The sequence below is a fragment of the Streptomyces sp. NPDC058812 genome (genome assembly GCF_042744565.1).
In the GTDB taxonomy this organism is placed as follows: Bacteria; Actinomycetota; Actinomycetes; order Streptomycetales; family Streptomycetaceae; genus Streptomyces; species Streptomyces thinghirensis.
This window is the reverse complement of record NZ_JBHYOB010000008.1, coordinates 206642-233012: the sequence shown is the minus strand read 5'-3', so window position 1 is coordinate 233012 and position 26371 is coordinate 206642. Positions and strand designations below refer to the sequence as shown.

General features: G+C 68.9%; 31 protein-coding genes and 3 pseudogenes. 19 read left to right on the top strand and 15 right to left on the bottom strand.

What is annotated here, in order from left to right:
* Positions 1-164: 164 nt before the first annotated feature.
* Positions 165-995 (bottom strand): hypothetical protein, encoded by an 831-nt coding sequence (locus ACFW48_RS19025; protein ID WP_386316029.1) that lies wholly within the window; start codon positions 993-995, stop codon positions 165-167.
* A complete protein-coding gene (locus tag ACFW48_RS19020; RefSeq protein WP_386316027.1) occupies positions 992-1600 on the bottom strand; it encodes an ATP-binding cassette domain-containing protein in 609 nt (202 codons plus the stop codon). The genes ACFW48_RS19025 and ACFW48_RS19020 overlap by 4 nt, the downstream gene beginning before the upstream one ends.
* 157 nt (positions 1601-1757) lie before the next feature.
* Between ACFW48_RS19020 and ACFW48_RS19015 the strand changes: the two genes are divergently transcribed.
* On the top strand, positions 1758-2357 hold the full coding sequence (locus ACFW48_RS19015) for a phosphatase PAP2 family protein (protein ID WP_386316025.1): 600 nt from the start codon (positions 1758-1760) through the stop codon (positions 2355-2357).
* A 324-nt stretch (positions 2358-2681) separates the two neighbouring features.
* Positions 2682-3281, top strand: coding sequence for a GNAT family N-acetyltransferase (locus ACFW48_RS19010; protein ID WP_386316024.1), 600 nt, complete (start codon positions 2682-2684; stop codon positions 3279-3281).
* Positions 3282-4019: 738 nt separating this feature from the next.
* Here ACFW48_RS19010 and ACFW48_RS19005 read toward each other — a convergent pair.
* The 3 genes from ACFW48_RS19005 to ACFW48_RS18995 all read right to left on the bottom strand — a co-directional run bounded on the left by ACFW48_RS19005 (position 4020) and on the right by ACFW48_RS18995 (position 6243).
* Positions 4020-4865, bottom strand: a complete 846-nt coding sequence (locus ACFW48_RS19005) for a hypothetical protein (RefSeq protein ID WP_386316022.1) — start codon at positions 4863-4865, stop codon at positions 4020-4022.
* 65 nt (positions 4866-4930) lie between these two features.
* Positions 4931-5464 (bottom strand): SigE family RNA polymerase sigma factor, encoded by a 534-nt coding sequence (locus tag ACFW48_RS19000; RefSeq protein ID WP_386316020.1) that lies wholly within the window; start codon positions 5462-5464, stop codon positions 4931-4933.
* 89 nt (positions 5465-5553) lie between these two features.
* Positions 5554-6243, bottom strand: coding sequence for a hypothetical protein (locus tag ACFW48_RS18995; protein ID WP_386316019.1), 690 nt, complete (start codon positions 6241-6243; stop codon positions 5554-5556).
* A 762-nt stretch (positions 6244-7005) separates the two neighbouring features.
* Here ACFW48_RS18995 and ACFW48_RS18990 point away from each other — a divergent pair.
* The gene (locus ACFW48_RS18990) at positions 7006-7428 is read left to right on the top strand and encodes a VOC family protein (protein WP_386316017.1); all 423 of its coding nucleotides are present in this window, start codon (positions 7006-7008) and stop codon (positions 7426-7428) included.
* Between the two features lie 70 nt (positions 7429-7498).
* Here the strand turns inward: ACFW48_RS18990 and ACFW48_RS18985 are convergent.
* A pseudogene (locus ACFW48_RS18985) lies at positions 7499-7639 on the bottom strand (sodium-independent anion transporter); the annotation flags it as partial.
* Positions 7640-7765: 126 nt separating this feature from the next.
* Here ACFW48_RS18985 and ACFW48_RS18980 point away from each other — a divergent pair.
* The 3 genes from ACFW48_RS18980 to ACFW48_RS18970 all read left to right on the top strand — a co-directional run bounded on the left by ACFW48_RS18980 (position 7766) and on the right by ACFW48_RS18970 (position 9507).
* Entirely contained in the window at positions 7766-7966 is a 201-nt protein-coding gene (locus ACFW48_RS18980; protein WP_386316015.1) for a transposase, read from the top strand.
* 221 nt (positions 7967-8187) lie between these two features.
* Entirely contained in the window at positions 8188-8343 is a 156-nt protein-coding gene (locus ACFW48_RS18975) for a hypothetical protein (RefSeq protein WP_171987478.1), read from the top strand.
* A 387-nt stretch (positions 8344-8730) separates the two neighbouring features.
* Positions 8731-9507 (top strand): hemolysin III family protein, encoded by a 777-nt coding sequence (locus ACFW48_RS18970; protein WP_386316013.1) that lies wholly within the window; start codon positions 8731-8733, stop codon positions 9505-9507.
* Positions 9508-9523: 16 nt separating this feature from the next.
* On the opposite strand, the pseudogene ACFW48_RS18965 reads toward ACFW48_RS18970, so the two are convergent.
* Both ACFW48_RS18965 and ACFW48_RS18960 read right to left on the bottom strand, forming a co-directional pair.
* Positions 9524-10657 (bottom strand): annotated as a pseudogene (locus ACFW48_RS18965) (IS630 family transposase).
* An 85-nt stretch (positions 10658-10742) separates the two neighbouring features.
* On the bottom strand, positions 10743-11459 hold the full coding sequence (locus ACFW48_RS18960) for a gamma carbonic anhydrase family protein (protein ID WP_386316011.1): 717 nt from the start codon (positions 11457-11459) through the stop codon (positions 10743-10745).
* Positions 11460-11548: 89 nt separating this feature from the next.
* Between ACFW48_RS18960 and ACFW48_RS18955 the strand changes: the two genes are divergently transcribed.
* The 3 genes and pseudogenes from ACFW48_RS18955 to ACFW48_RS18945 all read left to right on the top strand — a co-directional run.
* Positions 11549-11734 carry a DUF1737 domain-containing protein gene (locus tag ACFW48_RS18955; protein WP_344360816.1) on the top strand — a complete coding sequence of 62 codons (186 nt, stop codon included), beginning with the start codon at positions 11549-11551 and terminating at the stop codon, positions 11732-11734.
* 266 nt (positions 11735-12000) lie between these two features.
* Positions 12001-12129: a hypothetical protein gene (locus tag ACFW48_RS18950; protein WP_386316009.1), complete on the top strand. Its 129-nt coding sequence runs from the start codon at positions 12001-12003 to the stop codon at positions 12127-12129.
* Between the two features lie 102 nt (positions 12130-12231).
* Positions 12232-12351: pseudogene (locus ACFW48_RS18945) on the top strand (ATP-binding protein); the annotation flags it as partial.
* 153 nt (positions 12352-12504) lie between these two features.
* Here the strand turns inward: ACFW48_RS18945 and ACFW48_RS18940 are convergent.
* The 5 genes from ACFW48_RS18940 to ACFW48_RS18920 form a co-directional block, all read right to left on the bottom strand.
* Positions 12505-12756 carry a hypothetical protein gene (locus ACFW48_RS18940; protein ID WP_386316007.1) on the bottom strand — a complete coding sequence of 84 codons (252 nt, stop codon included), beginning with the start codon at positions 12754-12756 and terminating at the stop codon, positions 12505-12507.
* Between the two features lie 242 nt (positions 12757-12998).
* Complete coding sequence (locus ACFW48_RS18935; RefSeq protein WP_386316006.1) at positions 12999-14525, bottom strand: alpha/beta hydrolase; 1527 nt, start codon at positions 14523-14525, stop codon at positions 12999-13001.
* Between the two features lie 483 nt (positions 14526-15008).
* Entirely contained in the window at positions 15009-15362 is a 354-nt protein-coding gene (locus ACFW48_RS18930; protein WP_386316004.1) for a GntR family transcriptional regulator, read from the bottom strand.
* Between the two features lies 1 nt (position 15363).
* A complete protein-coding gene (locus ACFW48_RS18925; RefSeq protein ID WP_386316002.1) occupies positions 15364-15786 on the bottom strand; it encodes a hypothetical protein in 423 nt (140 codons plus the stop codon).
* Positions 15787-15845: 59 nt separating this feature from the next.
* The gene (locus tag ACFW48_RS18920) at positions 15846-16307 is read right to left on the bottom strand and encodes a hypothetical protein (protein ID WP_386316000.1); all 462 of its coding nucleotides are present in this window, start codon (positions 16305-16307) and stop codon (positions 15846-15848) included.
* 247 nt (positions 16308-16554) lie between these two features.
* Here ACFW48_RS18920 and ACFW48_RS18915 point away from each other — a divergent pair, with 247 nt between their 5' ends.
* The 5 genes from ACFW48_RS18915 to ACFW48_RS18895 all read left to right on the top strand — a co-directional run bounded on the left by ACFW48_RS18915 (position 16555) and on the right by ACFW48_RS18895 (position 20560).
* Positions 16555-17211: a hypothetical protein gene (locus tag ACFW48_RS18915; RefSeq protein WP_386315998.1), complete on the top strand. Its 657-nt coding sequence runs from the start codon at positions 16555-16557 to the stop codon at positions 17209-17211.
* A 122-nt stretch (positions 17212-17333) separates the two neighbouring features.
* Complete coding sequence (locus ACFW48_RS18910; protein WP_386315996.1) at positions 17334-17927, top strand: SdpA family antimicrobial peptide system protein; 594 nt, start codon at positions 17334-17336, stop codon at positions 17925-17927.
* The gene (locus tag ACFW48_RS18905; RefSeq protein WP_386315994.1) at positions 17924-18883 is read left to right on the top strand and encodes a sporulation-delaying protein SdpB family protein; all 960 of its coding nucleotides are present in this window, start codon (positions 17924-17926) and stop codon (positions 18881-18883) included. The genes ACFW48_RS18910 and ACFW48_RS18905 overlap by 4 nt, the downstream gene beginning before the upstream one ends.
* A 549-nt stretch (positions 18884-19432) precedes the next feature.
* Positions 19433-19831: a protein kinase gene (locus ACFW48_RS18900; protein ID WP_386315992.1), complete on the top strand. Its 399-nt coding sequence runs from the start codon at positions 19433-19435 to the stop codon at positions 19829-19831.
* 321 nt (positions 19832-20152) lie between these two features.
* Positions 20153-20560, top strand: a complete 408-nt coding sequence (locus tag ACFW48_RS18895; protein WP_386315990.1) for a hypothetical protein — start codon at positions 20153-20155, stop codon at positions 20558-20560.
* 397 nt (positions 20561-20957) lie between these two features.
* On the opposite strand, the gene ACFW48_RS18890 is transcribed toward ACFW48_RS18895, so the two are convergent.
* Entirely contained in the window at positions 20958-21251 is a 294-nt protein-coding gene (locus ACFW48_RS18890) for a TetR/AcrR family transcriptional regulator (RefSeq protein WP_386315988.1), read from the bottom strand.
* A 720-nt stretch (positions 21252-21971) separates the two neighbouring features.
* On the opposite strand from ACFW48_RS18890, the gene ACFW48_RS18885 reads away from it, so the two are divergent.
* The 3 genes from ACFW48_RS18885 to ACFW48_RS18875 are packed head-to-tail and all read left to right on the top strand — an operon-like array spanning position 21972 to position 23574.
* A complete protein-coding gene (locus ACFW48_RS18885) occupies positions 21972-22382 on the top strand; it encodes a DUF1622 domain-containing protein (RefSeq protein ID WP_386315986.1) in 411 nt (136 codons plus the stop codon).
* The gene (locus tag ACFW48_RS18880) at positions 22379-22666 is read left to right on the top strand and encodes a hypothetical protein (protein ID WP_386315984.1); all 288 of its coding nucleotides are present in this window, start codon (positions 22379-22381) and stop codon (positions 22664-22666) included. The genes ACFW48_RS18885 and ACFW48_RS18880 overlap by 4 nt, the downstream gene beginning before the upstream one ends.
* Positions 22667-22674: 8 nt before the next feature.
* A complete protein-coding gene (locus ACFW48_RS18875) occupies positions 22675-23574 on the top strand; it encodes a potassium channel family protein (RefSeq protein ID WP_386315983.1) in 900 nt (299 codons plus the stop codon).
* A 10-nt stretch (positions 23575-23584) separates the two neighbouring features.
* Here ACFW48_RS18875 and ACFW48_RS18870 read toward each other — a convergent pair whose 3' ends face one another.
* A complete protein-coding gene (locus tag ACFW48_RS18870) occupies positions 23585-24196 on the bottom strand; it encodes a DUF421 domain-containing protein (RefSeq protein WP_386315981.1) in 612 nt (203 codons plus the stop codon).
* A gap of 146 nt (positions 24197-24342) precedes the next feature.
* On the opposite strand from ACFW48_RS18870, the gene ACFW48_RS18865 reads away from it, so the two are divergent.
* Together ACFW48_RS18865 and ACFW48_RS18860 are read left to right on the top strand one after the other, a co-directional pair.
* Positions 24343-24840, top strand: a complete 498-nt coding sequence (locus ACFW48_RS18865; RefSeq protein WP_386315979.1) for an Asp23/Gls24 family envelope stress response protein — start codon at positions 24343-24345, stop codon at positions 24838-24840.
* A 168-nt stretch (positions 24841-25008) separates the two neighbouring features.
* A complete protein-coding gene (locus ACFW48_RS18860; protein WP_386315977.1) occupies positions 25009-26316 on the top strand; it encodes a DUF2254 domain-containing protein in 1308 nt (435 codons plus the stop codon).
* The last annotated feature ends 55 nt before the right edge of the window (positions 26317-26371 follow it).

The following is a 26371-nucleotide window of genomic DNA, read 5'->3' as shown; positions in this document are numbered from 1 at the left end:
CTTGACGAACCTCGAGATCAACCGCTGACGGACGATCTTCTCCGCGGACTCCCGCCCACGACCAGCACGAGTACCCCGGGGACCGGTCACACCAGTTCTTTGGACTGGGACTTCAGGTTGGCGGAGGCTCAGTGGAACGCAGGGGCAGTGGGCGGCCCGCGCGGTCAGCCGGTGCCGCTCCGCGTGGCCTTTGAGCCGGTTCCCAGGTGCAGAGTGGCTGGTGACGACGTGGTGATGGACTGGCCGTAATGACGGGTGCGTACGCAGAAGATGAGCAAGGCGAAGAGGCTGGTTGCTGCGAACCAGGGAAGGGCCCGGACCGCGCAGGAGACGGCGCCTGCGTGCGTGAACGAGGCGGCCAGGGCTGCTTGTGCGGGCCCGTACAGCGGCAAGGCGCTCAGCCATGCCTGGTCCCCGGCAGGGTTGGAGACCGGGCTTTGCATCCCGACATCGATCAACGTGGCCATCACCACGACGAAGAACCCCTCCAGCTCGCCCCGTAGCAGGTATCCGGCCATGACGCCCAGTCCTCCGTAGGCGAGGATTGCGGCCGCTACGGCGGTGGCGACTGCCCCGGGCTGGGTCAGCGGCCAGGACAGCCACAGCAGACCCGTGGTGTAACAAGTGAGCAGGACCGTGACGAGGAGCAGGGCGACGATCCTGGCGGCCAGCAACTGCAGCCGGGGATAGCCGGCCAAGACCAGGCGCAGGTCGATGTCCCGGGCGCTGAACGTGGCCATGAACATCATGAAACCGGCGATCACCGTCCCGGCGTGCAGAGCACTGGAGACCTGGATGGTGCGGTTCATCGACGCGGTCACCTCGATGCCCAGCGCGCTGCTGAACGTGATGTCCTTGTCCAGGGCCGTCGCGCGGACCAGGTAGATCCATGTCGGGATGAAGAAGGCAATCATGATCATCGCGAGGCGGTTGCGCAGGTGACCGGTCAGCGTGAATCCGAGAGCCACGGTGAAGGCGGTCCACTGATGTCTCATCGTGGCGCTCCCGCCCGGTGGAGGCGGCCGTCGCGCAGATGGTGGACAGAGTCGAAGTGCTGCTGGTCGTGCAGCAGGTGGGACACCACCACCACCGAACGCCCGCGGCTGCGCAGCCGGTCCGCCAGTCGCCAGAAGCGCTGGTGCGTGTCCCAGTCGAACCCCTGGTATGGCTCATCGAGCACCAACAGCGGCGGGTCATGCATCAGTGCCAAGGTCAGATTGAGTTTCTGGCGGGTACCGCCACTGAGCTCGCCCGCCCGAGTACGCCGCTCCGCAGTGAAACCGAGAAGGTCCACCAGCTCCCAGGCCGCGTCCAACCGCGGCAGCCGGTAGGCAATCTGGAACAGCCGCAGATGCTGGGCAACGGTGAGCGTGTCGTTGACCACCGCCTGCTGCGGGCAGTATCCCAGCGCGCTGAAACGCCGCACGGTGCCCTGGTCCGGCACGAGCTGCCCCACCGCGATACGCATCAGCGTGCTCTTGCCCGAACCGTTCTCTCCCACCACGCCGGCGAGCGTGCCGGCCGACACAGCGAGATCAGCACCGCGCAGCACCCCCCGTCCGCCGTACGCCTTGTGTACGGCCGCCATGTGCAGCCGCATGTCTGGTGCCATCTCGCTCTGTCTCTCGCCGCCGGTGCACGAACAACGTCTCCTCGGGTCAACGAGAGAGGACCGCACACGGAAACGTACAGTTCGCCAGGCAGACGTTCGGCCGCTTACAACGCGCACTTCGGCGTGGCTGTCTCGTTCACCTGTCATGGCGATGATCACCACGGGTACCTGCCAGACGAATCTGGCGCGGCAGCTGAGCCTGTACTTCGCTCCTCCCGTCATGCCGGTGGTTGCCGGTAGCGCTGTCAGCTGGGGCACCACCTGGCCCTACTACGACGGTCTTCTGTGGGGGCTGTGCGGCAGTGGTTCCTGGGCGCTGCTGTGCGCGGCCATGGCGTTCGCAGGTACACGCCTGGGTTGGTGGCCGACCCACGTCCCTTCCGAGCGCAGACCACGTCTGATGCTGTTGGGCGCGAGCGCCGTCGCCGCAGCAGCCGTATGGATGATCTGTGGGCGCCTGGGAGCCCCGACCTCGTTGCTGGCGGTGGGCAGCACCGCACCGCTGTTGGCCGGGCTCCTCCTCGCGTCCACCTGGGCCACCAACGTCTCCCTCCACACCAGTGCGGCAGCCGCCAGCGTCACCCTCCTCATCCTGGAACTCGGGACAGTGTGTGCTCTGCTCTATCCGCTCGTCGCGGCGATTGGCTGGTCCCGCCTGCACCTGCGGGCCCACACGCCCATCCAGGTCCTCGCGGGCACCGCACTGGGCACGGTATGCGTCGTCCTGACCTGCTCCAGCCGCTGATGGCGCAACAGCCGGCGTCTGCCCCGAGGACCGGGGCTCTGCGCAAATCAGCCCGGGACGGCCTGGCTCACGACCGGCCGCGCACCGCCCTGAACGACGACGCCCATGCCATCACCGTCCTGCCCCGCAGGGAGTGGCCCTGGCTGTGGCGTACGGTCAGGACGAGCCCGCGGCCGGGCGGGGCAGTTACGTCACGTGGCTGTAAGGCGTTGAGCAAGGGCTCCCCGAGTCCAGGAGATCCGGGATCATGAAGCGTGCGAGGGCCTTACGGCCTGGTGCGCAATTGCCTCGCGCTGAGCCGCCCCGCGATCTACCCTCGCGGCCATGACGTCACACGATGCGCGTGCAGGCTCCCGGATCGCTTCTGATGGTGCCGGGCTGGTGATCCGGCAGGAAACCGCTGACGATCACCGAGAGGTGCGCGAGGTTCATACGCGCGCCTTCGGTGACAGCGATCGGGTTCCCGGGCTCGTGGAGGCACTTCGCGTTGCGGAAGCTGCGTTGCCGCCGATGTCGTTCGTCGCTGTCGTTGATGACCGGGTCGTCGGACATGTCCTGCTGAGCGCGACGCGGTTGGACGCTCCGCGCCGGATCGTGGACGTCCTGTCGCTGTCACCGCTGGGCGTGGTTCCGGAGTTCCAGCGCCGGGGCATCGGTACGCAGCTCATCGCCCACGCCCTCGAGGCGGCCGACAGCCAGGGTGTGCCGCTGGTATTCCTGGAGGGTTCGCCGCACTACTACGGCACGCGAGGCTTCGAGGGTGCCGGCGCGGTGGGCTTCCGTTCGCCGTCGCTGCGTATCCCTGAAGCCGCGTTCCAGGTCGCCCGGTTGTCCGCTCACGAGCCATGGATGACGGGCACCTTCGTCTACTCGGAGGCCTTTTGGACCTTTGACTGCGTCGGCCTGCGCGACCCCGAGGACTGAAGGGCTACCCAACTCGACCTGATCTTCAGGACCGTCAAGGTGGCGGGCGATATCCAGCGGGTCGTCGGTTGCGTGCGATCAGCGAGGTGTCGGGCCGTAACGTGAACAGGGCCGCAGGGTTCATTGGGTGTGTCGTCTCAAGGGCCTGTAAGGCCCTGTCTCATTCTGCCTTGACGGGCCTGTCGCGTGCGCACCTGCGGCTGGACCCCACCCACGCGGCCCTGGCCAGCAAGTGCACCGTCGCTTCCGGCAGCGAGGGCCGCCCGCTGTGGGTCGGCGCCCACCGGCCAGGCAGGGGCACGACCGGACCGCGCTCATGTCCGAAGGCATTGACGACCTGCTCGGCCAGTTCTCCCAAGTCGAACTCTCTCTGGGCTGCGGTTACCAGGGACTGGCCAGGCTCGCGCCGAAACCGGCCGAAACGGATCGTGGTCCCGCCGCCCAAGCCTGGCCAAGCCGCCACTGCGGACGAGATCGACGTGCACCAGCGTGCGCGCCGCCATCAGTCGTCCGAACGTATCTGCGTCGAGCACGCCATGGCCGAGATCAGAACCTGGGGAGTCCTCAAGCGCTGCCCGGCAAGCGGGAGCACCTCGCCCAGACCATCGATGCCGTTTCGCGTCCCTGGCCTGCGATCGAGCGGCCCGCCGCTGATCACCCACCTCGTCGTTAGAGGCGCTCACAGCGGTGCACAGAGGTTCGAGCGGCAGCGGAGTGCCCTGATCCTCAGCGACGGCTTCAGTCCCAGTACGTCTCGTGGGTCAGCCGGTTGCCCTGACCGTCGAAGGTGTCGACGGACGCGATGGTCTCCCCGTCGGCGATGGGCAGGGCGAACGCACGGTAGGAAGTGCCGGGCAGCGTCACCACATGCGCCGTGCGGACCGTACCGCCGTCCAGGGTGAGCCGGGCCGTGGCCGTTCCCGAGGCGGGGTTGCCGACGAAGATCCGAGTCCCGGACGCCCCCTTCTCGGACAGGCTGCGCAGCCCGGCGGCCTGGACGGAGTCGGCCTCGCCGTCCACGACGGAGCAGCCCGCCCAACGACCTGCCTGGTGGTCGACCTGGACGCCACCGATGAAGACCCGCTGGCAGAGCAGCGAGAGGTCCTCCGGCCGGGAACCGCCGCCGAAGCCGGAGCCCCCGCCGGCGTCGCGGTCGGCCTTGTCGCCGGCGCCAGTGTCAGTGTCAGTGGAGGGAAAGTCCTCCGGCACGTCCGCATAGAGCGTCAGCGTCACCGACCACTCCTTGCCGTCGATGTTGCCGGAGCGGACCACCCGGCTGCGTTCTCCGGCTTCCGACGCGTCGGGAACCGGTGCGATGGCGGGGGGCGAGGCCGCGGGGCGCGGGCCGTCGTGCTGCGGTGCGCCGGTCAGCAGCGGCAGGACGACGGCTGCCGTGACCGCGGCCACCAGCACCCCGGCCGCCGCGGTCACCGTGGTGCGGCGCGACCTCCGGGCACGGGCGCCGTCCAGGATGGCCTGCACAGGTGCTGGTCCGGGCGCCTTTCGCCCGGCCGCCCGGGCCAGCGCGTGCCGCACATCCGGTGCGGAATCGGCGGCGTGCAGGGGGCCGAGCCGGTCCGGCACGGAAGCGCCCGAGGCGCCCGAGGCACTTGAGGTATCTGGTTGCCCGCCGGGTGTGTGGGGGGCCGTCATGCGGCACCTCCGAGATCCGCGCGGTCGTGCGCTGCCAGCGCGGGGTGTGCCCGCAGCTTGGCGAGAGCGCGGGAAGCCTGGCTCTTGACCGTGCCGGTCGTGCAGCCGAGCGTCCGTGCCACTTCCTCCGCCCCGAGGTCCTCCCAGTAGCGGAGGACGACCACAGCACGTTGCCGTTCGGGCAGTTCGGCCAGGGCCTCCATCAGCACGTCGCGCTCCTCCAGACGTTCGGCCTCGCCGGACCGCTGCGGACGGTCCGGAAGCAGGGGGGTGAGCAGGTGGGCGACCCGTCTGCGGCGGTGGCGGCTGCGGTTGTTGTTCACCAGCGCGCGCCGCACATAGGCGTCGGCGTCCTCCCGCCGCACCCGGTCCCACCGCGCGTACACCTTGATCAGCGTCGTTTGCACCAGATCTTCCGCCTCATGGAAATCGCCGGTCAGCATGTAGGCGGTCCTGACCAGGCGGCTCCAGTAGGCCAAGGTGAACGCCGTGAAATCGCCTTCGGCATCGAGGGCCGGTCCGATGTGCACGAAGAGTCTGTCCCTGCGGGTGTGTGGGCGGGCAGGCGGTACGGTACGGTCCGGTCCCCGGATGCAGGCGGCACCCGGGGACCGGCGGGTCAGTCCCAGTACGTCTCGTGGGTCAGCCGGTTGCCCTGTCCGTCGAAGGTGTCGACGGACGCGATGGTCTCCCTGTCGGCGATGGGCAGGGCGAACGCACGGTACGAGGTCCCCGGCAGCGTCACCACGTCAGCGGTACGGACCGTACCGCCGTCGAGCGTCAACCGGGCCGTGGCCGTACCCGAAGCGGGGTTGCCGACGAAGATCCGAGTCCCGGACGTGCCCTTGTCGGTCAGACCGTGCAGCCCGGCACCTTCGACGAAGTCGCCCCGACCGTCCACGACGGAGCAACCCGCCCAAGGCCCCGCCTGGTGATCGACCTGGACCCCGCCGATGAACACCCGCTGACAGAGCAATGCGGGATCCTCGGGCCGGGAGTCACCGAAGCCGGAGATCCAGTCGGCGGAGGGGAAGTCCCGCGGAACCTCCGGATAGAACCTCAGCGTCACCGACCACTCCTTGCCGTCGATGATTCCGGAGCCGACGGTACGGGCCACGTTCCGCTGCTCCTCGTCCTGCGCGTGCCGAGGCGGATGCTGCTCCCCCTGCACGGCCGCCTGCGTCTGCAGCCCCTTGCCGGACGCGTCACCGGAAACCTCGTCGGCCGCCCAGGCACCGGCTGCCGGTGTACCGACGACGATGGCGGCCGCGCCGACGGCGACCGCGAGCCTCTTGATTCTGCTGGACACGTTGCTCCTACGGGAAGTGGGGTCAATGGACCGGAGGGCGCCTCTCCACCCACTCCTACTCCCGTTGTCCGTCCGGGGGTTGCACGCGACGTCAGATCTCCTGTCACGCGCACTCAAGCAGCCGGAGGCTCCGGCATGGCCGTATGGGCCAAGTGCCGGGCCGGAGGCTCTGTCCTCGACCACGAGCGACGGCGTCTCCTGCGTGAGGACCTCGCCTCGGACGAACGCCGGGCGGCGCCGCCGCACCACCGGCACCTGGACCAGGCCGAGCAGCAGCAGGCCGGCGCCGTAGGCCGGGTTGCTGTTACCGGGTGGGTGTCACCCCAGGGTGAAGGGGAGTCCTGCGACTTGTGCTGTGTGGATCAGGTGCCTGACGGTGCGGGGGCCTTCGACGACGGCGAGCCCGGCACGGATGGTGGCGGCGACGGCGCGGGTGTCCGGCCTCGCCGCGGAGGTCCGCGAGTGGCCCAGTGGGGTCGCGGTGGCGGCTGGCCCGTTCCGTGCGGTTCTCGATGGTGGTGGCGGGCCGTAGGCGGGCGGGGTCGGCCGCAGCCGTGGGAGTCACATCGGTGGCAGAGAACGGGATCGTCGGCGCCGGACCAGCCGAGCCGGGGTATGGCACCGTGTTCGAGCTGGAAGGCGAACAGGTGGGCGGGGACCATGCCTCGGCGGGAGCGCCGGGGCGCCAGGGGGCGGCTCGTTCCGCCGGTGGCCGGGGAGGGGCTCTGGGAGGCAGCGGCCTTCGGATCTACGATGAGCGGCATGCTGCCTGATGCCTCCCCGTCCTCCGTCTGGCCGGTCCTGCACTACGACGACACGAGGGCGGCGCTGCGCTTCCTGGTCGACGTGCTGGGCTTCACGGAGGTGGTCGCCGCGCCGGATGAGCATGGCGGGATCGGGCACGCCGAGCTGTGCTGGCCCGGCGGCGGTGCGCTGGTGTTCGGTTCGACCCGCCACACCGACAGCGTGCACGGGCGGATGCGGGCGGGCACCAGCGCGGTCTACGTGGTGAGCGACGACGTGGACGCGGTGCACCGGCGGGTGGTCGATGCCGGCGGCGAGGTTGTCGAAGCGCCGCATGAGAACCGGTTCGGTTCGGGCGTCGTGGCGTACGTGTGCACGGTGCAGGACCCGGAGGGCAATCTGTGGACCTTCGGCACCTACCGCGGTCCTTCAGCGGAGTAGAGCGCCAGGACGAGACGGGAGACCCCGGCCGGTTGGCCCGGGGTCCTCTGCCGTGGGCGTACGGCGGGGGTCAGTGACTGGCGAGTTCGCCGGTGAGCTTGCCGTGGAGGTCGGCGCTGCGGTCGTTCAGGCCGGTGATCTCGACCGTCTTGCCGCGCTGCTTGTACTTGGTCGCGATCGCGTCGAGGGCGGCGACGGAGGAGGCGTCCCACGGCACATCCCAGCGTGACCAAGGTCTGGGCCGACGCGGTTACCAGAACAGCATCTTCAACCACGGAGCCCGGCTGGGCATCGATGTCGAGGTGGTACAGCGGCCACGGGCGAAGGGTTCGAACCGTTGCCGAAACGGTGGGTGATCGAGCGGACCTTCGGCTGGGTGATGCAGCACCGCCGTCTCGTGCGGGACTACGAAGCCCTCCCCGAGAGATCGAGGGCGATGATCCACTGGGCGATGGCTAACAAAATGTCCCGCGAGTCGACCGGAGCATCCGCATCAGCGTGGCGAATCGAAACGGACATCCCACTCACATCCGCGTGAACATTGATCAGATGCTCTCTAAGCGCTGTCCATGGTGAGTTCCATGGGGGCGGAGAAGGCTAGCGGGACGTCCTTCCCGGAACGGTGCTGCAGGGTGTCCGTCAGATGGCAGGTGATCCCATGCTGTCTGCGACCCAGGGCTGTCGCCCGTCTGGGCGAGGGTCCTCGTCTTCTGGGCGGCATCCCTCTACCGTGGGCGGCAGCCGCCGAAGGGAGGCGCCATGTCGGACGATCCGACGGGCCCGTTGGGCACGGCAATGCGGGAGGTCACGTTCCCGGACCAGTCTCGCGGGATCATTTTGGTGCGGGCGGGGACACCGCAGGACGAGGCCGAGGCAATGGCCGCCCGTGTGTGGGCGGAGATGCCGGAAGGTTGACCTGCCTGAACGCAGATGACCCGTACCGTCCTCCACGCACTTTCCTGAGCCGTCGGCCATGGACCGGAACCAGTCGTACGGAGCCCGCCGCGTTCCGCAGCCTGGTGCACCTGCTGGCTGCCACGAGAACTTAGGGGGAGTCGTCCACATCTTGTCCGGCGCGCGTTGCCGGGTGGAGAGCAGGTGGTGAAGGACGGGCTCGCCGGAGGCGGCCGAGGAGACCTCGTCGGTCAGCCGACTTACACGGCTTTCACTGGCCCAGGGGTGGCAGGCCGCCGGAGCCGGCACTTTCTTGATGGCAGCACTGACGCCGCCTGGCGATGCCGGTCTGGCGGTGGAGCTCGACCTTCGGCAAGGCTGTTCCGGGCAGGCTTCTAGCATGATCGGATGGTTTTCGATGATGCCCAAAGGCCCGAGACGGAACGGGGAGTTGTGGCGGGGGACGCTGTAGCTGGTCTCCCCGGCGGGTCACACCGTGGCGATGCCGGTGAGAACTCCCGTCCTGTTGCCGACCTATCCGAGTGGGCGGCGGACCTGGTCGAGCCGGTCAAGCCGAAGCTGCGTGGCTGGCTGCACGCCGCGATGGTCCCCGCCTCGTTGAGTGCCGGCATCGTCCTGATCTGCCTGGCCCGGACGCCGGCGACCTGGGCCTGCGCCGTGTACGCCGTGACTGCCTGGCTGCTGTTCGGGACCAGCGCCGTCTACCACCTGGGCACCTGGGGGCCGCTGGGCGAGGCCGTTCTGCGTCGCCTCGACCATGCCAACATCTTTCTGATCATCGCCGGAACCTGCACCCCTTTGGCCGTGCTCCTTCCTCCTGACCGGCAAGTTCTGCTGCTGTGGATCGTGTGGACGGGTGCGCTGGTCGGCATCGCGTTTCGTGTCCTGTGGGTCAGTGCTCCCCGCTGGCTGTACACCCCCTGCTATCTGGCCCTGGGGTGGGCACCGGTGCGTTACCTGCCCGACTTCCTGCACACCGGCGGAGCGGCCGTAGTCATCCTGATAGTGACCGGCGGTCTCCTCTACAGCGCGGGAGCGGTGGTGTACGCCGTCCAACGCCCCGACCCCTCGCCCCGTTGGTTCGGTTTCCACGAGGTGTTCCACGCTCTGACCGTGGCAGCCTTCGCCGCGCACTACATGGCCATCTCCCTCGCCGTCTACTGACCCCACTAGTGTCGCATCAGGCAACGTTTGCCCTGTCGACGACGGCGCGTAGGCGCCGGTCGTCGGCGTGGCGGTTTCGCCAGATGATGTAGCGGCGGATCATGCTGCCCTGCTCTTTGTGGCTGGCGTGGTCGGTGCCGTCGAGGGTGAAGTAGCGCAGGGCGGTGAACTGGGCCTCGACGCGGTTCAGTCACGAGGAGTTGGTCGGGGTGTAGGCGATCTCGACGTAGTTGGCCTCTGCCCAGTCCGCCACCCGGCGGCACCGCTTGGTGGTCAGGTGCGGGGAGTAGTTGTCACACACGATCGCCAGGCGGACTGTTGGCGGGTAGAGGGTGCGCAGGTAGCGGCAGAATTCCAGGAACTTCGATCGGTTCTTGGTCTTCTTGATGTGGCCGTAGAGCTTGTTCTTGGCCAGGTCGTAGGCGGCGAACAGGTGTCGTACCCCGTGTGGGCGGTTGTAGGTTGCCCGCCGCCTGCGGCGTGGTTCACGGTCGGGGTCTTTGTGCCTGCCGCCGAGTTCGGCCCACTGCCGGCCCGGCTGCGGTTGCAGGTTCAGCGGGCCGAATTCGTCCAGGCAGAACACCACCTCCGGCTCGCCGTCTTCGGGTGTGACCTCGCCGTCGGCGATGGCGTACAGGTGCTCGACGCGGGCCTTCTTCACGGCGTAGTCCGGATCGCGGGAGGTCTTCCAGGTCTTTATGCGTGGAAACGAGACGCCCTCCTCGCGGAGCAGGACCCGCAGGCCCTCGTGGCTGATGTCGTCGACCACCCCCTCGGCGACCAGGAAGTCGGCCAGCTTGGCCAGACTCCAGGTCGAGAACGGCAGGCCGTGCTCGGCAGGCTTGGACTTGGCGATCTTCTTGATCTCCCGGCGCTCGGGCAGGGTGAAGGTCCTCGGCCGCCCGCCCGCGCACTTCGGAGAGAGCGAGTCGAAGCCGTCAGCGTTGAAGTTGTGGATCACATCCCGGACCCGGTCCGCGCTGGTGAACGTCACCTCAGCGATCTCCGCCACGGGCACGCCCTGCGCGGATAACAGCACCATCTGTGCCCGGCGCCAGGTCACCACCGACCCGGTGCCCCTACGGATGATCCGCAGCAGCCGCCTGCCCTCGTCGTCACCGATCTCACGGACCCGCACTCGCTCTGCCACCGGCACAGCCTGCCGGACGCGCGCGCCGGACCGGAATCCGGACGGCGCGTCACCTCACCACAGCACAAAGGTCGCTGATGCGGCGCTAGCCGAGATCCAGAACCTCATCGTCCGCGTGCGTGCCGAACTCGGCGACACGCACCTCCGCGATGTGCTCGTACCGGCTGATCCGGTCGGTCCACTCCGCGTCGACGCCGAACGCCACCTGCGCGAAGCCCACCCGCCGGACGGCCTCGGCCAGGCCCGGATCGCCAGAGGCCAGCAGTCGCACCGGCGCGTCAAGCGCCACGGTGTGCGGCGGCACAAAGTACTCGTCCGGCAAAACGGTGCGCGCATGGACGAGCGCGCCGACAGCGACAACCGAGCCGGCCCCCAACCGTGCGCACTGCAGGACCGTCGCCGCGGTCGCCACATAGACGCACCTGCCAACCTCGCAGCCCAGTAGCGTGGCATGCGGCCCCACGAAGACGTGGTCGCCGACAAGCACCGGCTGATCGCCGGCGACCGCAGACCCGCGCAACACCGCGTTCTCGCAGATCACCGCCGCCTCCCCGACGTCGATCCGAGACCCCTCGGCATCGAGCACCGCACCGTACATCACCCGCGCCCGTGGCCCCACGCGGACATCACCGACGAGCGTGGCCGTCGGGGCGACGTAGGCGGTGGGATGGACCTGCGGTTCATGCCCGCGGTGCCGGATGCGGATTCCCTGCGCTTCAGCGATCATGAGCGGATTCTCGCCCGACCGGCCGCAAGCATGCTGGCGGATTTCCGACATCGTGTTCGTCGAGACCTGGGCCATCCGCGATCTAACAACCTTGGGAGCGATTGGCCCTCGGGAATGCTGGTCGCCTGGCTGGGTGGACGGGTGCGCATGAGATCTTCCTCTTCATGAGTACACCACCAGATGGATTGCCTATCTACCGAGTCTTGACCGGCCCGGACGACGCCGCGTTCTGCCATCGTGTGAGCGAAGCGATAGCTCTCGGCTTCGAACTGCACGAAGGCCCTGCGGTCACTTTCAACGGTGAAAGGGTCATCGTCGCCCAGGCGGTGGTATGGCCGGCACAGTCGTAGGACTTGGGGTCGCGATCTGCCCCTGACACGAGAAGGGCCGTACGGGTTAGGCGAGTTGTGACGCTTGCCTGGGCCCGTGCGGCCTGTTCCCATCCTGCTGCGGGCTGGCTAACGAGTTTCCTGACCAGGTCGACGCCTCACCGAAGAAGCTGAAGGATGACGCCCCACTGGGCGAGCACCACGCCTGGCGCGAGCGACATCGCCGACGGTCCTCACCACGGATCCATGTCGAGCACACCAACGCCGAGTACAAGCAGTGGCGGCCCTTGCAGCGGTTCACCGGCCGCCGTGAGACCTACACGGAAATCCACTTCGCCATCGTCGGGCTGGTCTCCGACCGCTCCGCACGCAAGCCCGGCACCGAACTCGTGCTCGCCCGGCAGGCTGCCTGCTGATCACCAACCAGCTGACCCGCCAGGCCAGCATGCCCCGGCCTCGATCGCTCCCAAGGTCGTAAGGCACTACAGGGCGAACGTTGCCTGATGCGGCACTAGCAGGTGATGGCCGTCGCTCAGGGCTTCCAGGTCCAGCGGGAGCCGGTCGGCAAACGCATCACCGCCCGCATCGCCCTGCTGGACGACCCCGGCGGCGCCATCGCAGGACGAAGCCCCCTCTAGCCACCCCTATTCGCCGACCTGTCTGGGCCGGTGTCCCCGCTGATCTCCGAGGGGGCGGTGACCAGCGGGGGCAGGGCTGCCTCTCGGGGGCGGCGGGTCAGGGGACGGGTGTGTAGGTGATGTCCGTGTCGGGGCAGCCGCCCGCCAGACGGGTCAGAGCGTCCCGTTCGGCGCGTCGACGGACAGGTTCCAGGACAGCTTCACCGGTACCCAGTAGGCCAGGTACTTGCAGCGCACGGAGGCCTCGGGCAGCCACGCGGCGACGTCCTGGTCGGCCTTCTGGCGGTTCGAGCGCTGGCTGACCGCCTGCAGGTGCCGGGGGTCGCCGATGTAGTTTGCGTAGGCGACGCGACGCTCCCGCGTCCACGCCTTCGCTCCGCTGTCCCAGGCTTCGGCGAGCGGCACGACGTGTTATCCGCACCTTGTTTGTGGTGCCGCTGACGTCTGTGGCTTGGCGTGGTGGACCGTGTACTTCCTGCGAGCGGTGTGTTATCCGGTGCCGCCGACAGCGGCGGCAGAGGGGCGTGGTGGCGAGGACGCAGAGGGTGGTCATGAGCGGAAGTAGATTGGACGGTCCTCGCCGGTCTCGGTGTGCGCCCGCGGCGATGTTGGCAGCGCCCGCGCGCCCGCCGATTCCCCTGCCAGGGTTACGCTTCGCAGGTCAGGTCGTGCGCGGGGAGTCGTCCTGTGCGGAGGTAGGCGTTGACGCGTTCGTCGATGCAGGCATTGCCGTATTCGCCGTACAGGCCGTGCTGGCGGGCGCCGACCATGGTGAGCAGCCGGGAGCTCGGCCACTGCTCACGCATGGCGTCGGCGCCGGCATAGACAGTGCGGGGGTCGCCGGTGGCGGCGACGAGCAGGGCGGGGACGTTGTTGTCGAGCACGGTCGGCGCCTCGACGGGCCGGTCCCAGAACTCGCAGGGGGTGATGTTGTTGGCCAGCGGCCCGGCGAGAGGGAACCGCTCGCGGGAAGCCTGGACCGTGCGCCAGTAGTTGCCGACGCCGCGCCGCTCAGCTACGTCGCCGCAGATGATCGCGGTCATCTGGCTGGCGGGGGTCGAGCCTGCCCCGGTCAGCAGGAACTCCAGCTGACCGGCGAGCGCTTCGGACGGCACGACCGGCTCCCGGTCCGCGGCGCGCGCCAGGAGGCGGACGGTCGCGGCCAGGTCGGCGTGCCGCTTGCCGAGGTCGCTGCCGAGGCCGCCGATGAGGACGGCGGGCAGGACGTGCTCGTCCAGCTGGTACGTCTTCCCGATCCGCAGCGGCTTGTGCGCGGCGGCGGCGAGGATGTGCTCGACTGTCGCCAGGACCTCGGCACGCGTGGCGCCCAGCCCGTAGGCGCTGTGCCGTGCGGCGGCCCACGACGTCCATGCGCGCAGGGCCGCCTCGTTGGCCGCCTCGGCGCCGCGCAGCAGGGTGTGGTTGTAGATTTTCGGGGACATGACGCCGTCGAGCACCATGCGATCCGTGCGGCCCGGGAAGAGCTGTGTGTACACAGCGCCGAGGTAGCTGCCGTAGGAGTATCCGAGGTAGGAGAGGACGTCCTCGTCGAGGGCGGCGCGGATGACGTTCATGTCGCGGGCGGTGTTGCGGGTAGTGACGTACGGCAGCACGTCGCCGTGGGCGCGCTCGCACCGCCTGGCCAGGTCGCGCGCCACGGCGACCTCCTGCCGGTATGCCGCCCGGTCGGTGCCCGCGGAGCGCAGGGGGGCCGATCCGAGGTCCCAGCCGCAGTCGAGCGGGGTGCTCCGGCCGACGAAGCGCGGGTCCATGCCGATCAGGTCGTAGCGGTCGGCAACCTCTCCCATCACTTCCGACTTGGTCAGTGGCATGTGGCGGCTGGGGCCGGCCGGCCCCCCGTCGTTGAGCAGCAGCGGACCGATGCGATGGGCGGTGTCGGTGGCTTTCAGGCGCGATAGGGCGACGGTGACCGTGCGGCCGCCAGGGTCGGCGTAGTCGAGCGGCACGGTGATGTCCGCGCAGTCGGCGCCGGCGGCGTCCAGCTTCTGTCCAAGCTCGTCGTCGGCGCCGAGGGCGCACGCGTGCCAGTCGACGTGCTGGCCGTGGAAGCGGGCCAACGGATTCGGCTCGGCGGCGGTGGCGGTGGTCGTCGCGGTGGCGGCGAGCGCTGTCGCGCATGCCGCGAAGGCCTTGATGCGTCGGGAAGTTGACATGGCCGCACGCTAGGGCGGCGGACACCTCAGCACACTCCGGGAAAGCCCCGGAACCGGGTGGGGTTACCCCCCCTGAAAGGCTGAGTCCACACAAGACGTAAGGGCACGCGGTACGCCCGCGCCGGCGTTCCAGTGGCGGAAGGCGCCCCGGTAGTAGCCCTCACGGGACTCGACCGCCACCGGCAGAGCAGCGATGGCTTCGGTCAGGGGTAGCGTCTCCGCGGCGTCTCCGCGGCGTGGGCAGGCGCGGGGACGGTGAGGGGCAGAACGGCGAGGGAGGCAGCGGCCGGGCCGCGCAGCACAGCTTTGAGCATGAGCTGTTGATGACGGTCGATGGCGGGCGCGATCAGGCGTGTCCCGAGTGCGCCGCCCGTGTGGGTGAAATCGTCAGACCGGGCTCGCGGCAGGAGGGTCTCGGCCGCGCTTGCTTGGACGCGTCCCGACCTCGGCACGGGCGGGCCCCGGCGCTGATGTGTGACTGCGTCAGGAGTGGAGGTGGGCCTCGACCATGCTCAGGGTCTCGGGGCCGGAAAGGCCGGCCTGCCGTGCGAGGCGGACGAAGTGCCGACAAGCGTCGACGGCAAGCGCGCGGTCGGGGGCAGCGGCGGTGACGACCGCACCCCGGCCAGGCCGCATCTCGATGAGTCTTTCCGCCTTGAGAATCTGGTAACCGCGGAGCACGGTGTGCATGTTGATGTTGAGTGTCTTGGCCAGGGCTCGAGCGGCGGGGAGGCGCTGGCCTTGGCGAAGGGTGCCTTCGGCGACCGCGCGGCGGACGCTTGCGGCGACCTGTTCGCCGAGGCTGACCGGGGAAGCGTGATCGATTTGGACCAGCATGTCACTGGGTTCCGTTGTCTTGCTCGAGTAGTTGGTTGATGAGGAGAGCGGCGGTTTCGGCGTCGTCGACGGTGATGACGAACCGGGTGTTGTCGGTGCGGGTGATCCAGAGGGCGTCGCCCTCACGCAGTGAGACGGCGCTGAGACCGGGGTTCCAGCGGTAACCCCATCCGCCGATCTCAGTGGGTCGGGTCCATCGGGCTGTGGCGTTCTCGATCCGGCCCAGGGGGAGCCGTCGGCGCAGGAGAGGGAACAGCGCCGAAGCCGCGGTTACGCCGCTCGGCGAGACCGTGACTGTGACGGCTCCGGTGGCCAGGAAGGCGGCGGGGACGATCAGCAGCCAGAGCGCCATGGGACGGTGCGCGCCGACGAGGACGGCGATGACGAGTAGGCCGATCGTGGCAACCGCGCCGGTCGCGAGCATCCAGCCGGATGTCACGGAGCGGTGCCAGACAGCCACGGTGCCGCGTGTCGGAGGCCGGTTCACGCGCGCCTCCCCCCGATCAGCCACGCTGCGCCTCCTGCGGCGAGGCCGGCGACGACGGCGATGGCGAGCTGGTACGGCGGGAGCTTGGCCGCCCCGCCTTGGAGGTCTGTACTGGCCTGCATCACCACCACGAAGAGGTAGGCCGTCGCGGCGGACAGACCCCAGGAGAGGGCGGCTACCGAACCTCCTGCCCGAGGGCCTTTGATCGAAAGGAGCGCGGTAACGGAACCGGCGGCTTCGATTCCGAATATCATCAGATACAGGCCAAATGCGGCTCCCGGAGAGTGGAATCCGTCGGCTGTCCCGTCCAGCGTGAAGTGGGTGGCGATCTCGTCGGCGAAGGAGCCCTTGAAGAGCAGAAAGGCCCCACCGGTGACGGCGGCTCCTACGGCGTAGGGGGTGACCGTCGACGCCGCACGGCGTCCGAGTCCGGTGCGGGGCGCTTCCCTGGTCGTCATGTACCTCTCATCCCTTCTGTGTACCTTGCAGGCGATCTGGTTGTTCGCCTGCGACTAGAACATCTCTGAGGGTGTTCCCGGGTTCCCGTGCGTGATGTGTAACGGTCGGAGAACGGCTCGATCTTGTGGTTCGGTGGCTCGTCGCCCCAGAAATCGATAGTGCTTTCGGGCGTCGTTGTTAGCGTGTTGGCGTCCGTGATCACAGGATCGCGGGACGTAACCGACCATCTATGACGGGGAGTTACACATGCACAGACGCACAAGTGTCGCCGTGGCGGGAGTTGCCGTGCTCGCGCTGAGCGGCATCGCTGTCCAAGGGGCCATGGCCAACCCCGCAACACCCCGAACACACGCCGCGGCGGCCGCCGCAACCCCTGCCGAGGCCACGGCGGAGGGGCGTGCGCTCTTCGCCGGCCTGACCTTCGCCCAGGGTGATGTGGCCCAGGAGCTCGCCGACTCCGGCAAGTTCGTCGACGTGGCCGCCCTGCGCAAGGAGAACAGCACGGCGGACCAGAGGAGGGCTGCCACGGCGCTCCTCGACAAGATCCAGAAGGAACGGCCTCAGTTCTTCGGCAGCTTCGCGGGCAAGCTCCGCTCCGGCGACCCGAACAAGGTCCAGAGCGGTATCGACGAGGCCCGGGACATCATGAAGTCGTTGGCCGCGAAGGCCGAGGGCCCGGATGTCGGGCAGGGCGTGGGCCGGTGCGCGACCGTTGTCCTCGCCGTCAACGTACTCGTCGCCGTGAACCTCGGTGGCGCCGTCAACGTCTCCGTCGCCGTCAATCTCCAGGCTGCGGCGAACGTGGCCAACGAGGTCAACTTCTGGTTCTCGCCCCCGAGCGGCGGGGACCAGCTCTCCAAGGACGAACAGGTTGCCGAGCTGACCAAGGTCCTGGCCGCCTAGGCGCCTCCGGTGCAGGTGACGGGCCTCTCCAAGGCGCCTGGAGGGGCCCGTCGCTCCCAGGAGGACCCTTCACAGCTGTGTCCGCCGGCCGTCACTCCCCTTGGAAATTCAGAATCATGCGCATGTCCCGCAGTCTTCGGATCAGTCTTGCCCGGCCTGCCCACCGTGTCCCGGTCCCGCGCCCCTGGGTCACCGCGCTCACCGCGGGCTGGATCGTCGTGGCCCTGTACGTGGCGCAGAGTTTCCTTCCTCACAACGTCATCTCCCTGCCCGGCCAGGACAGCGCCCGAAGCGTGGTCACGGTCGTCGCACCACAGGGGTGGGCCTTCTTCACCAAATCGGCCACCGACCCTCAGTACGCGCCGTACCGCTTCCTGGACGGCCAGTGGGAGAGCGCCTCGTTGACCCCCCACTCCCGGGCGAGCAACGCCTTCGGGTTCGACCGTGCCTCCCGGTCCCAGGGAATCGAGATCGCGCTGCTCCTGCACGAGGAGGGCATCAAGTGGACGAGGTGCGACACGTCCGCTCCGTTGGGCGCATGCCTGGAACGTGCGGCCGACCGGACGATCACCCTGACCAACTCCTCGCCCTCGCCCACCCTGTGCGGGCGGGCCGCAGTAGCGGAGATGCACCCGGTTCCCTGGGCATGGCGTCACCTCTCCGCGGACCAGCACACTCCGAAGCGCGTAGCCGTCTGGAACGTGAAGTGCCCATGAGTGAGAAAATGATCGTGCTGCCGTGGACCAACGTCTACGGACTCGCCCGCACGCTGGTCGCCCTGGGCACCGCCGGCACCCTCGCCGCCTCAAGTGCCGAAGCCCTGTTCCGCCCCGTGGCCACGGTCGGGGACTACCCCCTGTGCGACTCGACCACTTCTGCCAGCCTGTTCTGCCTGGCTCCGGACAATTACGCACACCTCACCTGGCTCAAGTGGGGCTGCGTCGCAGCGCTACTGGTCGTCGCGTCCGGATGGCGCCCGCGGCTCACCGCACTTCCGCACGCCTACATCAACTACAGCGTCTTCGCGGGCATCGCCATCGTCGACGGCGGGGACCAGATCGCACTGATCCTTTCGATACTCCTGACGCTGCCGGCTCTCGGGGACCGCCGCCGATGGCACTGGCAGACCGACCACGACCGGACGATCGACACGACGACCAGTCGTGCTCTCGCCCTGGTCGGCATCAGCGCGCTCGTCGTACTCCGCCTGCAGATGGTCGTCGTCTACCTGCAGGCGGCCGTAGCCAAGCTCCCGCACCAGGAATGGCAGAACGGCACAGCGATGTGGTACTGGGGGAACAACCTCGAGTTCGGGCCCGCACCTTGGCTCGACATCCTGGTCGCCCCTGTCATCTCCACCCCGCTCGGCGTGGCGCTGATGACGTGGATACCGCTGGTCATCGAAGGATCTCTCGTGCTCTGCCTCCTTCTGCCTCAGTGGTTGCGCTGGTGGGCCATGGGCGCGGGCATCGCCTTCCACCTGGCCATCGCTCTGACGATGGGACTGTGGAGCTTCGCCCTGGCCATGTCCGGAGGCATCATCGTGCTGTGTCTGCCACTCGGCTCAACGATCCACGCCTCGGCCCCGGCCAAGCCACGCCCGGACATGACCGAGTCGGACGCTGCCCAGGAGCAGGAACAGCAGTCGACACCCCAGGCTCAGCCGCAGTAGGGATCGTCGGATGCCGTACGCCCCGCTCCGGTCGGCGCTTCTCACCCTCGTACACCGGCCGGGAACCGTCGGTCGCAGGCGGACGCCAAGGTGCCGGCGAGCAGGGAGGCGGACAGAGCGGTGACCCGGTCGGGGCGCGATATTGAAAGCACGGGGTCCTAGCGTGCGAGTGTGACAAGGGCGGGCCGGGAGTAGGCGACGGGGAGGGCGAGCGGGCGAGGCAGTGGTCGCCTGGCGGGATGTGCTCGAACGACGGCCGCCCTGACAGGTTGCCGGGCTCCGCCTCACCGACAGGCTCACCACCTACGCCGCCCGACTCCACCGCACGTGTCCGCTCCCCGCCCAGCCGGTGCCAGGCGGCTGCCCGGGGGGAGAGCTGGCAGTGGCCCGCCCCTGCGCATTCACAGCCCCCGCCGCTCACTCGCGGCGCCCATCCACGGCGTCAGGCCCTGGGCGGGCCGTTGACCACCCGTCGCCATCCGTCCGCACCACCAGGTGCAACGGTCTGCAGGGTGGCCGGCGGTCACGCCGCCGACCACCCACTCGTGGGTGGCCACCGCCTTCGTGCAGGGGCTGTCCCTGGACCGGGCCGTACAGCGGCACGCGCCGCTGCCGGAAGCCTCGGTGCGGTTGCTGGTGGCCGGTCTGGCCGAGGCCCTCGACGGTGTGGGGAGCCGGGGGCTGGTGCACCGCGATGTCAAGCCCGCCAACGTGCTGCTCGCCCTGGCCGGTCCCCGGCTGATCGACTTCGGGATCGCCCGGGCCACGGACGCCTCGGCGGCGCTGCCCCGCACCGAAGTGGTCGTCGGTTCACCGGGCTACACGCCTCCCGAACAGGTCATCGGCGGTGAAGTCGGCCCACCGACAGACGTCTTCACGCTGGGCGCGGTGCTGGTGCTCGCCGCGACGGGCCATGGCCCCTTCCCCGGGGGCGGGGGGCCGGCCTGATGTACAAGGTGGTGCACGAGGAGCCGGATCTGGGCGGCCTGTCCGGTCGGTTGCGGGAGATCGCCGCCGCCTGTCTGGCCAAGGACCCGGCGGCACGTCCCGCGGCCGGGGAGACAGCCCGCACGCTGGCGCCGGACGGGACCGCGTCCCTGGCCGGAGCGGGCTGGTTGCCTTCGGCGGTCGTGGCGGACATTCAGGCCCTGATGCGGGAACTGGTCGCCCTGCCCGCCCTCGCCGACACCGTTCGCCCCCGTCGGCCCGCCGCGCCGACGCAACAGGCCGCTCCTCCTCGCCGCCGCTGCCGCGCTCGCCTCGACGGCGATGGTGTTCGTCGCACTGCAGACGGGAGGCGACGGCGACGGCGGCGACGTCCCTGGGGTGTTCCTGGGCACCTGGGTAGGGCAGCTCACGACCAGACGTGACCTGCCGGGCGGTACCCTGCGCATCACGTTCGCGCAGGGCGCGATCGGTGATGTCGTCTCGACCGATGCGGCGGTCTCGATGCAGGGCGTCAGTTGCACCAGTGACTTCCTGCTGACGACGGCCGAGGACGACCGTCTGGTCCTGGAGACCCGGTCGAACGAAAGCGGCGGCTCCAACCCCCTGAACCTGTGCGTAGAGAGCTTGGAGACAGCTCGCGTCGCGCTCTGGGACGCCGATCGCCTGCACTGCGCGTCCTTGAGTGAGGAGGCGGGATTTCGCGAGGGGGGACCTGAGCGGGGCCGGTGAGGAGCCCGCCGACTGACCGGCTGGCAGTGGGACAGTGGCGGTCCCGGGAGCGGGCCAGTCGGTGGCGCGGTAGCCGAGCCCGCGGTGGGCGAGGGTGGTGAGGGTGTCGTGCAACTGCTCCTCCTCGGCTTCACTGTGATCGCGGGTGAAGAGCAGGGAGCAGGTTCGTTCACCCATCCAGGCGAGGTCCTCCAGCCGGGTACGGTCCTGCGCGGGATCGCCCCCGAGCAGTCCGCGGGCGCGGTCGTGGGCGACTGCCCGGCAGGCCAGGTCGATGCCGTGCTCCATCAGGGAGACCCACACCGCCGGTACTCGGCGCGGGTGGACAGTTCGACGCCGACGCGGAAGATGTGGCCGTGGCGGCGCCAGTTGTCGACCTGGACGTCGACAGCCTGCTTCAGGCCGGTGGCGTCCCGGCGTCCCCGGAGGCTTCGAGGCCGGTGTAGATGTGCCGGGTGGCTCGTTCGACGACAGCACACACCACCTCCTCCTTGGAGGCGAAGTAGAAGTACGCGGCGGAACGGGTGATCCCCGCCTGCTTCGCGACAGCCTCCACCGTCAGCCCGGCGACCGACGACCGCCGGAGCATCTCTTCCGCCGCGTCCAGCAGCGCCTGCTCCCGCAGATCACCCTTGCCCACTTCGGCGCGGCGCCGGCCCGCCGAACGCACGTCATCGGACTGACTTTTCATGGCCGCTGAGGCTGCGCCCCGCGCAGTCCCCACGATCCAGGGGAGGCGGCTCACGACCGGGAGCGGAGACTGAGGGGCGGAACAGCACTTGACAGAGCGTTGACAGTAATCCACGCAGCGTTGGACATGGAGACGGTACAGCCGAGGGACCGGACTTCGACCGGCCTGCGCACCCGCACCGACCGCCGAACCCCGGACTGCGGTCGTCAGGCATCGAGTGAACCTGGAGGCGGGAGGCAACATGTACCGCTACGCTCACCGCGCCGCTGTCCCCCTTCTCGTGGTCGTCTCGCTCAGTGCCGCAGGGGAGGCAGTGCGCAGGTGATCGCCCCGGAGCGCGGGGCTCCTGATGTTCGAGTCGCAGCGTTCACGAAGTACTCGACGAGCGGCTGATACGCCCGGTTCGATCACCTTGGTCCGAGCGTTCTGACGGAACTCGTGCGGCGCTCACCCCTACCCGCGAGCAGGGCCCCAAGGTGGCCAGTGCCGCAGTGGGGGCGGTGGGCCAGGCACTACCGCAGCCGTTCGCCGGCGCCGACGGTGTGGCGGAACAGACGCACGACGCGGCGTTCGGGAGATCCACCACGAGCCGGTGGGCCAGCGCAGCAGAGCCCAGTTGCTTCCCGACCTCCAATGCCGCACTTCACTGCCCTGGTGCCGGCGCCTGGACGCGGGGGAGCTATTGGTATCGAGCCGGTGGCGCCGGGTACTGGGTCGGACATGTCCTTGTCGATCGAGTTGTTGCCCGAGTCGGCGCTGCGAGATGTGATCGGTTTTCTGGTCCGCCTGATCGAGTCGGCCGGCGCGTTGATCATTTTCGTGGGTGCGGTCTGGGCTTTCTGCCAGTTCATGTCCGCGCTTGTGCGCGGTCGTGGCCGGGTTACCGATTTCAACCGGATTCGGTTGCGGCTGGGACGCTTCCTGGTGCTGGGTCTGGAGTTCCAGCTGGCAGGTGACGTACTGCGTACGGCCGTGGCGCCCAGCTTCGCCGAGATCGGTCAGCTGGCGGCGATCGCGGCCATCCGAACCGCGCTGAACTACTTCCTGGGCCGGGAGATCGCGCACGAGCGGGCAGAGTTGCAGCACGCAGACTCGTCGTGTCCACAGCACGGTGCAGGGAAGCCGACGTGAACGCGTGGCTGGATGCGGTTGCTGTGCTGATCACAGCCGGAGGGCTCGTGTCCGCCGCGGCTGCGTACCGTGTGCTGCACAGCGCCAGCTCGGCCATCGCGGTGCTGCTCGACTTCTTGGTGGCTGCCGGTCTGGTCCGCCTCGCCGGGGACCGCACGTGGGACGGGGTCGTCCTCGCGGCCGCCGTTGTCGCGGTGCGCAAACTCATCAGCGCCGGCCTCGGCGCCGCACGTCACGGCGAGACGACGACCGGCCGTCACCCGCGTACGGTGGGCGGAAAGTGAGCGGGGGCATGGGCTGGATCGTCACCGTGACCGGTACGGCCGTGATTCTGGCTGTCCTGCGAGATGTCTTCCATACCCTGTGGCATCCCACGGGGCGGGGTGACACCACCACGTGGATCACAGCAGCCGTGTGGCACCTGGCCCGCCGCATCGACAGCAAGGGACGGGTCGCCGCGGTGGCCGGGCCGCTCGCGCTGGTCGCGGTAGCCGCCCTGTGGACGGTGATGATCGCTGTGGGATGGGCTCTGGTGTACTGGCCCCACCTTCCGGGCGGTTTCTCGTACGCAGAAGGCCTGGAGCCGCCGCAGCGGGCAGGATTCCTCGACGCGCTGTACCTGTCCCTGGTCACTTTGGCCACGCTCGGATTCGGGGACATCGTGCCGGAAGACGGATGGTTGCGTATCGCCGCACCCGTTCAGGCACTGATCGGCTTCGCCCTGCTGACCGCCGTCGTCTCCTGGGTCTCCCAGGTATACCCCGCACTCACCCGCAGGAGGGCGTTGGCCCTGCGTCTGGCCACCCTGCGCGGGGCCGGACACCACGCCAACCGGCTTGGTCCCTCGCTGACAGCCGGCCTGCTGGCGGACCTCGCCGCCGATGTGATCCAGGCCCGGGTCGATATGACACAGCATGCGGAAACCTATTACTTCCACGACGGCGAAGACGACTCCGCCCTGGCCGCGATGGCCGGGTACGCCGCCGAGCTCGCCCTGAAGGGACAGACCTCTGCCCATGCCGAGGTGCGTACCAGTGCGGCCATGCTCGGGCGAGCCTTGGAGGACTTCGCCAAGGTGCTGAACCGGCAATTCCTCCACCGTGACGATGACTCCGCCTTGGAGGTGCTGCGGGCCTACGCGGCTGACCACGGCCGCGTAGGCCCGTCCACCGTAGTGCAGCGGCGGACGTGAACCCCTCGCTTTACCTGCCCGACTGCCTCGGGCGCGGCTTGCGGACGTCCTGAAGCGAGCTGTCGGAGCCGGTCTGGGACCGGCTGACGACGCTGAAGCTGCCGTCGGTCTCCAGGACCACCGCAGTGACGTCCTCGAGTACACCGATCCCCTTGGAGCGGACCGCCTGGCGCACCTCGCTTTCGGTGACCCGTTGCCGGGCCATCTCATCTGTGAGCATGCACCCGTCGCTCAGCAGCATCGTCGCCTCAGCTTTGATCATCCGCCGGAATTCGCAGGAGTGAACAGCAGTCTTTGCGTTGATCAACTGCAGGACCACCAGCAGCGTCAAAGCGAGAGCTCCTTCGGCCAGCGACACGCCGCGGTTGAGGAGGATGGTGGCCAGGGTCGAGCCCAGTGCCACCGTGACCACCAGGTCGAAGGCGTTCATCTTCGCAAGGGTGCGCTTGCCTGACAGCCGCACGACCACGATCAGTGCCGCGTCCGCACATACAGCCATGACCACCACGCGAAGCATGTCGTACCAGGAGTCGAAGAACATCTCGGGAAGTACGGCAACGACCCCGGCGAGGGCCCCTTCCGCGGTGAACGTCATGGACACCAGGGCCGGATTGATCCGCACGGTCCGGTCCGGATGATCAGCCCCTTGTACGTCGTCATGGGGTCCACTGTCACCAGTGGACCCTTCCGTCACTGCGCACTAACGTGGTCAGGGGACTGTCGAACGCCGCTCGTCCAGTCCGCGCCAACGGTAATGAGGTGACAGTCATGGCGGAGACCACGAACCGCAGCGTTTCCTCCACGAAGGCGGATTCGCAGGACGAGAAGCGGACGGCACCGCAGGGGCGCAAGGGTGCCGACATTCCTGCGGAGAAGCGTGGAAAGACCACGATCGCAGACGGTGTTGTAGCGAAGATCGCGGGCATGGCGGCCCGCGAGATCGCCGACGTCCACAACCTGGGCGGCGGAGTGGCCAGGGCGTTCGGGGCGATGCGTGAGCGTGTGCCGGGTGGCGGAGGCGGCGTCACCCGTGGGGTGAGCGTGGAGGTCGGGGAGCGTCAGGCCGCAGTTGATCTGCAGGTGGTCGTCGAGTACGGCGCGTCGATCACGGATACGGCTGCGGACGTGCGCACTCGTGTCATCGATGCGGTCGAGGGAATGACCGGCCTGGAGGTCGTGGAGGTGAACATTGCCGTGGATGATGTTCACCTGCCGGGCGACGAGGAGGGCGAGGAGCCGGGGCAGGGCGAGCGGCGCGTGGCGTGACCGACCGGTCGCCCGGAGAAGAAGACCCAGTGGTGAGCGCGGAGCGGAACGCGCTGGTGCCGCGCTGCCTGTCGGCATTGAGGGAACCTCCGACCACACCCGTCCGTCCGGTCTACGTGTGTGGCGCCGATGCGTGACACACTCCGGGTCCAGCTGTGGCCGTTGCCGATGCTGGGGGTCGCGCTCGCCGTCGTCGCGGGCGTGTGCCTGCCCTGGCTCGATGAACGACTGCACAATGACTTCCCGCCGTGGCTGAGGGACTACCTGTTCGGCGGCAGCTCCGACGCCGCCCGTGCGGTGCTGGCCGCCATCGCCGGTTCCCTGATCACGGTCACGGCGCTGACTTTCTCGCTCACTGTGCTGACGCTGCAACTGGCGAGTAGCCAGTTCTCTCCGCGTGTGCTGCGGACCTTCAACTCGGACCGCTACGTCCGGGCTACCCTGGCCCTCTTCCTTGCGACGTTCACCTACGCCCTGACCGTCCTGCGCACTGTACGCACCGGCGAGGACGAACGGACCGGTTTCGTCCCCGCGCTGTCGATCACGGTGGCCTTCCTGCTCACCCTGGCCAGTGTGCTCGCTTTGGTCCTGTTCCTGTCCCACCTGGCGCGTGAGATCCGGGTCGAGACGCTGCTGAACAGCGTTCATTCCGCCGCCGACGACACCATCCGCGAGGTGCTGGACAAGCAGGACCTGGGTCGCGGGGACCCCACTGACGAGCAGTCCTCCGACCTGCCGGAACCGCCCGCGGACGCCCTTCCCCTGAGCGCCGACGCATCAGGCTTTCTCACGTCCGTCGACGAGGCAGCCCTACTGCGGGCAGCCAACGACACGGACGCCGTCCTGCTCATCGACCGCCACCCCGGCAGCTCGCTGATCGCTGCCGTACCCATGGGAGCCGCCTGGCCCCGTACGGGAGAGCCGTTCTCCTCCGAGGCACGGACACGTTTGACCGAAGACGTCTGCAAGGCAGTGCGGACAGGGCACGAACGCACCGGCCTCCAAGACATCGCCTTCGGACTTCGGCAGCTCACCGACATCGCCGCCAAGGCGCTCTCACCAGGCATCAACGACCCGACGACCGCCGTGCACGCCCTGTCCCACTCCGCCGCGCTGCTGTGCGAGCTGGCGCAACACGATCTCGGTCCCCGGCTGCTGCATGATCACAGGCAGCGGGTCAGAGTCATTCTGCGACGCCCGGATCTGGAAGACATGCTGGATCTCGCGGTGGCGCAGCCCCTGCGCTACGGCGCGGACGAGCCGGCCGTCCTGGCGCGCATCGCGACGCTCTTGCGTGAACTGGCGTGGTGCACCGCCCCCGATCGGCACCCGCCCATCGTCGCTGCCCTTGCCCGCCTCCGCTCCACCATCGACGCCAGCGACCTGCACCCCGCCGAGCGTGTCCGGCTCGTCGGGTTGACCGGACTCGTCGACGAAGCCCTGGCCGGTCGATGGCCCCATCACCGCACCCTTTGACGCACGGTGGGCCGTGGACGGCCCGGGGGTTGGGGGGGGGGGGGGGGCGCCCGCA

Bases quoted from the DNA above. Each gene is read 5' to 3' on its own strand.
- ACFW48_RS18885 (WP_386315986.1), top strand. From the start codon at position 21,972: ATGTCCTTGTCGATCGAGTTGTTGCCCGAGTCGGCGCTGCGAGATGTG.
- ACFW48_RS18935 (WP_386316006.1), bottom strand. From the start codon at position 14,525: ATGTCAACTTCCCGACGCATCAAGGCCTTCGCGGCATGCGCGACAGCG.
- ACFW48_RS18915 (WP_386315998.1), top strand. From the start codon at position 16,555: ATGCACAGACGCACAAGTGTCGCCGTGGCGGGAGTTGCCGTGCTCGCG.
- ACFW48_RS18925 (WP_386316002.1), bottom strand. From the start codon at position 15,786: ATGCTCGCGACCGGCGCGGTTGCCACGATCGGCCTACTCGTCATCGCC.
- ACFW48_RS18910 (WP_386315996.1), top strand. From the start codon at position 17,334: ATGTCCCGCAGTCTTCGGATCAGTCTTGCCCGGCCTGCCCACCGTGTC.
- ACFW48_RS18920 (WP_386316000.1), bottom strand. From the start codon at position 16,307: ATGACGACCAGGGAAGCGCCCCGCACCGGACTCGGACGCCGTGCGGCG.
- ACFW48_RS18990 (WP_386316017.1), top strand. From the start codon at position 7,006: ATGCTGCCTGATGCCTCCCCGTCCTCCGTCTGGCCGGTCCTGCACTAC.
- ACFW48_RS18960 (WP_386316011.1), bottom strand. From the start codon at position 11,459: ATGGCCCAGGTCTCGACGAACACGATGTCGGAAATCCGCCAGCATGCT.
- ACFW48_RS18905 (WP_386315994.1), top strand. From the start codon at position 17,924: ATGAGTGAGAAAATGATCGTGCTGCCGTGGACCAACGTCTACGGACTC.
- ACFW48_RS18890 (WP_386315988.1), bottom strand. From the start codon at position 21,251: ATGAAAAGTCAGTCCGATGACGTGCGTTCGGCGGGCCGGCGCCGCGCC.
- ACFW48_RS19015 (WP_386316025.1), top strand. From the start codon at position 1,758: ATGGCGATGATCACCACGGGTACCTGCCAGACGAATCTGGCGCGGCAG.
- ACFW48_RS18895 (WP_386315990.1), top strand. From the start codon at position 20,153: ATGGTGTTCGTCGCACTGCAGACGGGAGGCGACGGCGACGGCGGCGAC.
- ACFW48_RS18970 (WP_386316013.1), top strand. From the start codon at position 8,731: ATGGTTTTCGATGATGCCCAAAGGCCCGAGACGGAACGGGGAGTTGTG.
- ACFW48_RS19010 (WP_386316024.1), top strand. From the start codon at position 2,682: ATGACGTCACACGATGCGCGTGCAGGCTCCCGGATCGCTTCTGATGGT.
- ACFW48_RS19020 (WP_386316027.1), bottom strand. From the start codon at position 1,600: ATGCGGCTGCACATGGCGGCCGTACACAAGGCGTACGGCGGACGGGGG.
- ACFW48_RS18875 (WP_386315983.1), top strand. From the start codon at position 22,675: ATGGGCTGGATCGTCACCGTGACCGGTACGGCCGTGATTCTGGCTGTC.
- ACFW48_RS18860 (WP_386315977.1), top strand. From the start codon at position 25,009: ATGCTGGGGGTCGCGCTCGCCGTCGTCGCGGGCGTGTGCCTGCCCTGG.
- ACFW48_RS18955 (WP_344360816.1), top strand. From the start codon at position 11,549: ATGAGTACACCACCAGATGGATTGCCTATCTACCGAGTCTTGACCGGC.
- ACFW48_RS18930 (WP_386316004.1), bottom strand. From the start codon at position 15,362: ATGCTGGTCCAAATCGATCACGCTTCCCCGGTCAGCCTCGGCGAACAG.
- ACFW48_RS18865 (WP_386315979.1), top strand. From the start codon at position 24,343: ATGGCGGAGACCACGAACCGCAGCGTTTCCTCCACGAAGGCGGATTCG.
- ACFW48_RS18975 (WP_171987478.1), top strand. From the start codon at position 8,188: ATGTCGGACGATCCGACGGGCCCGTTGGGCACGGCAATGCGGGAGGTC.
- ACFW48_RS19025 (WP_386316029.1), bottom strand. From the start codon at position 995: ATGAGACATCAGTGGACCGCCTTCACCGTGGCTCTCGGATTCACGCTG.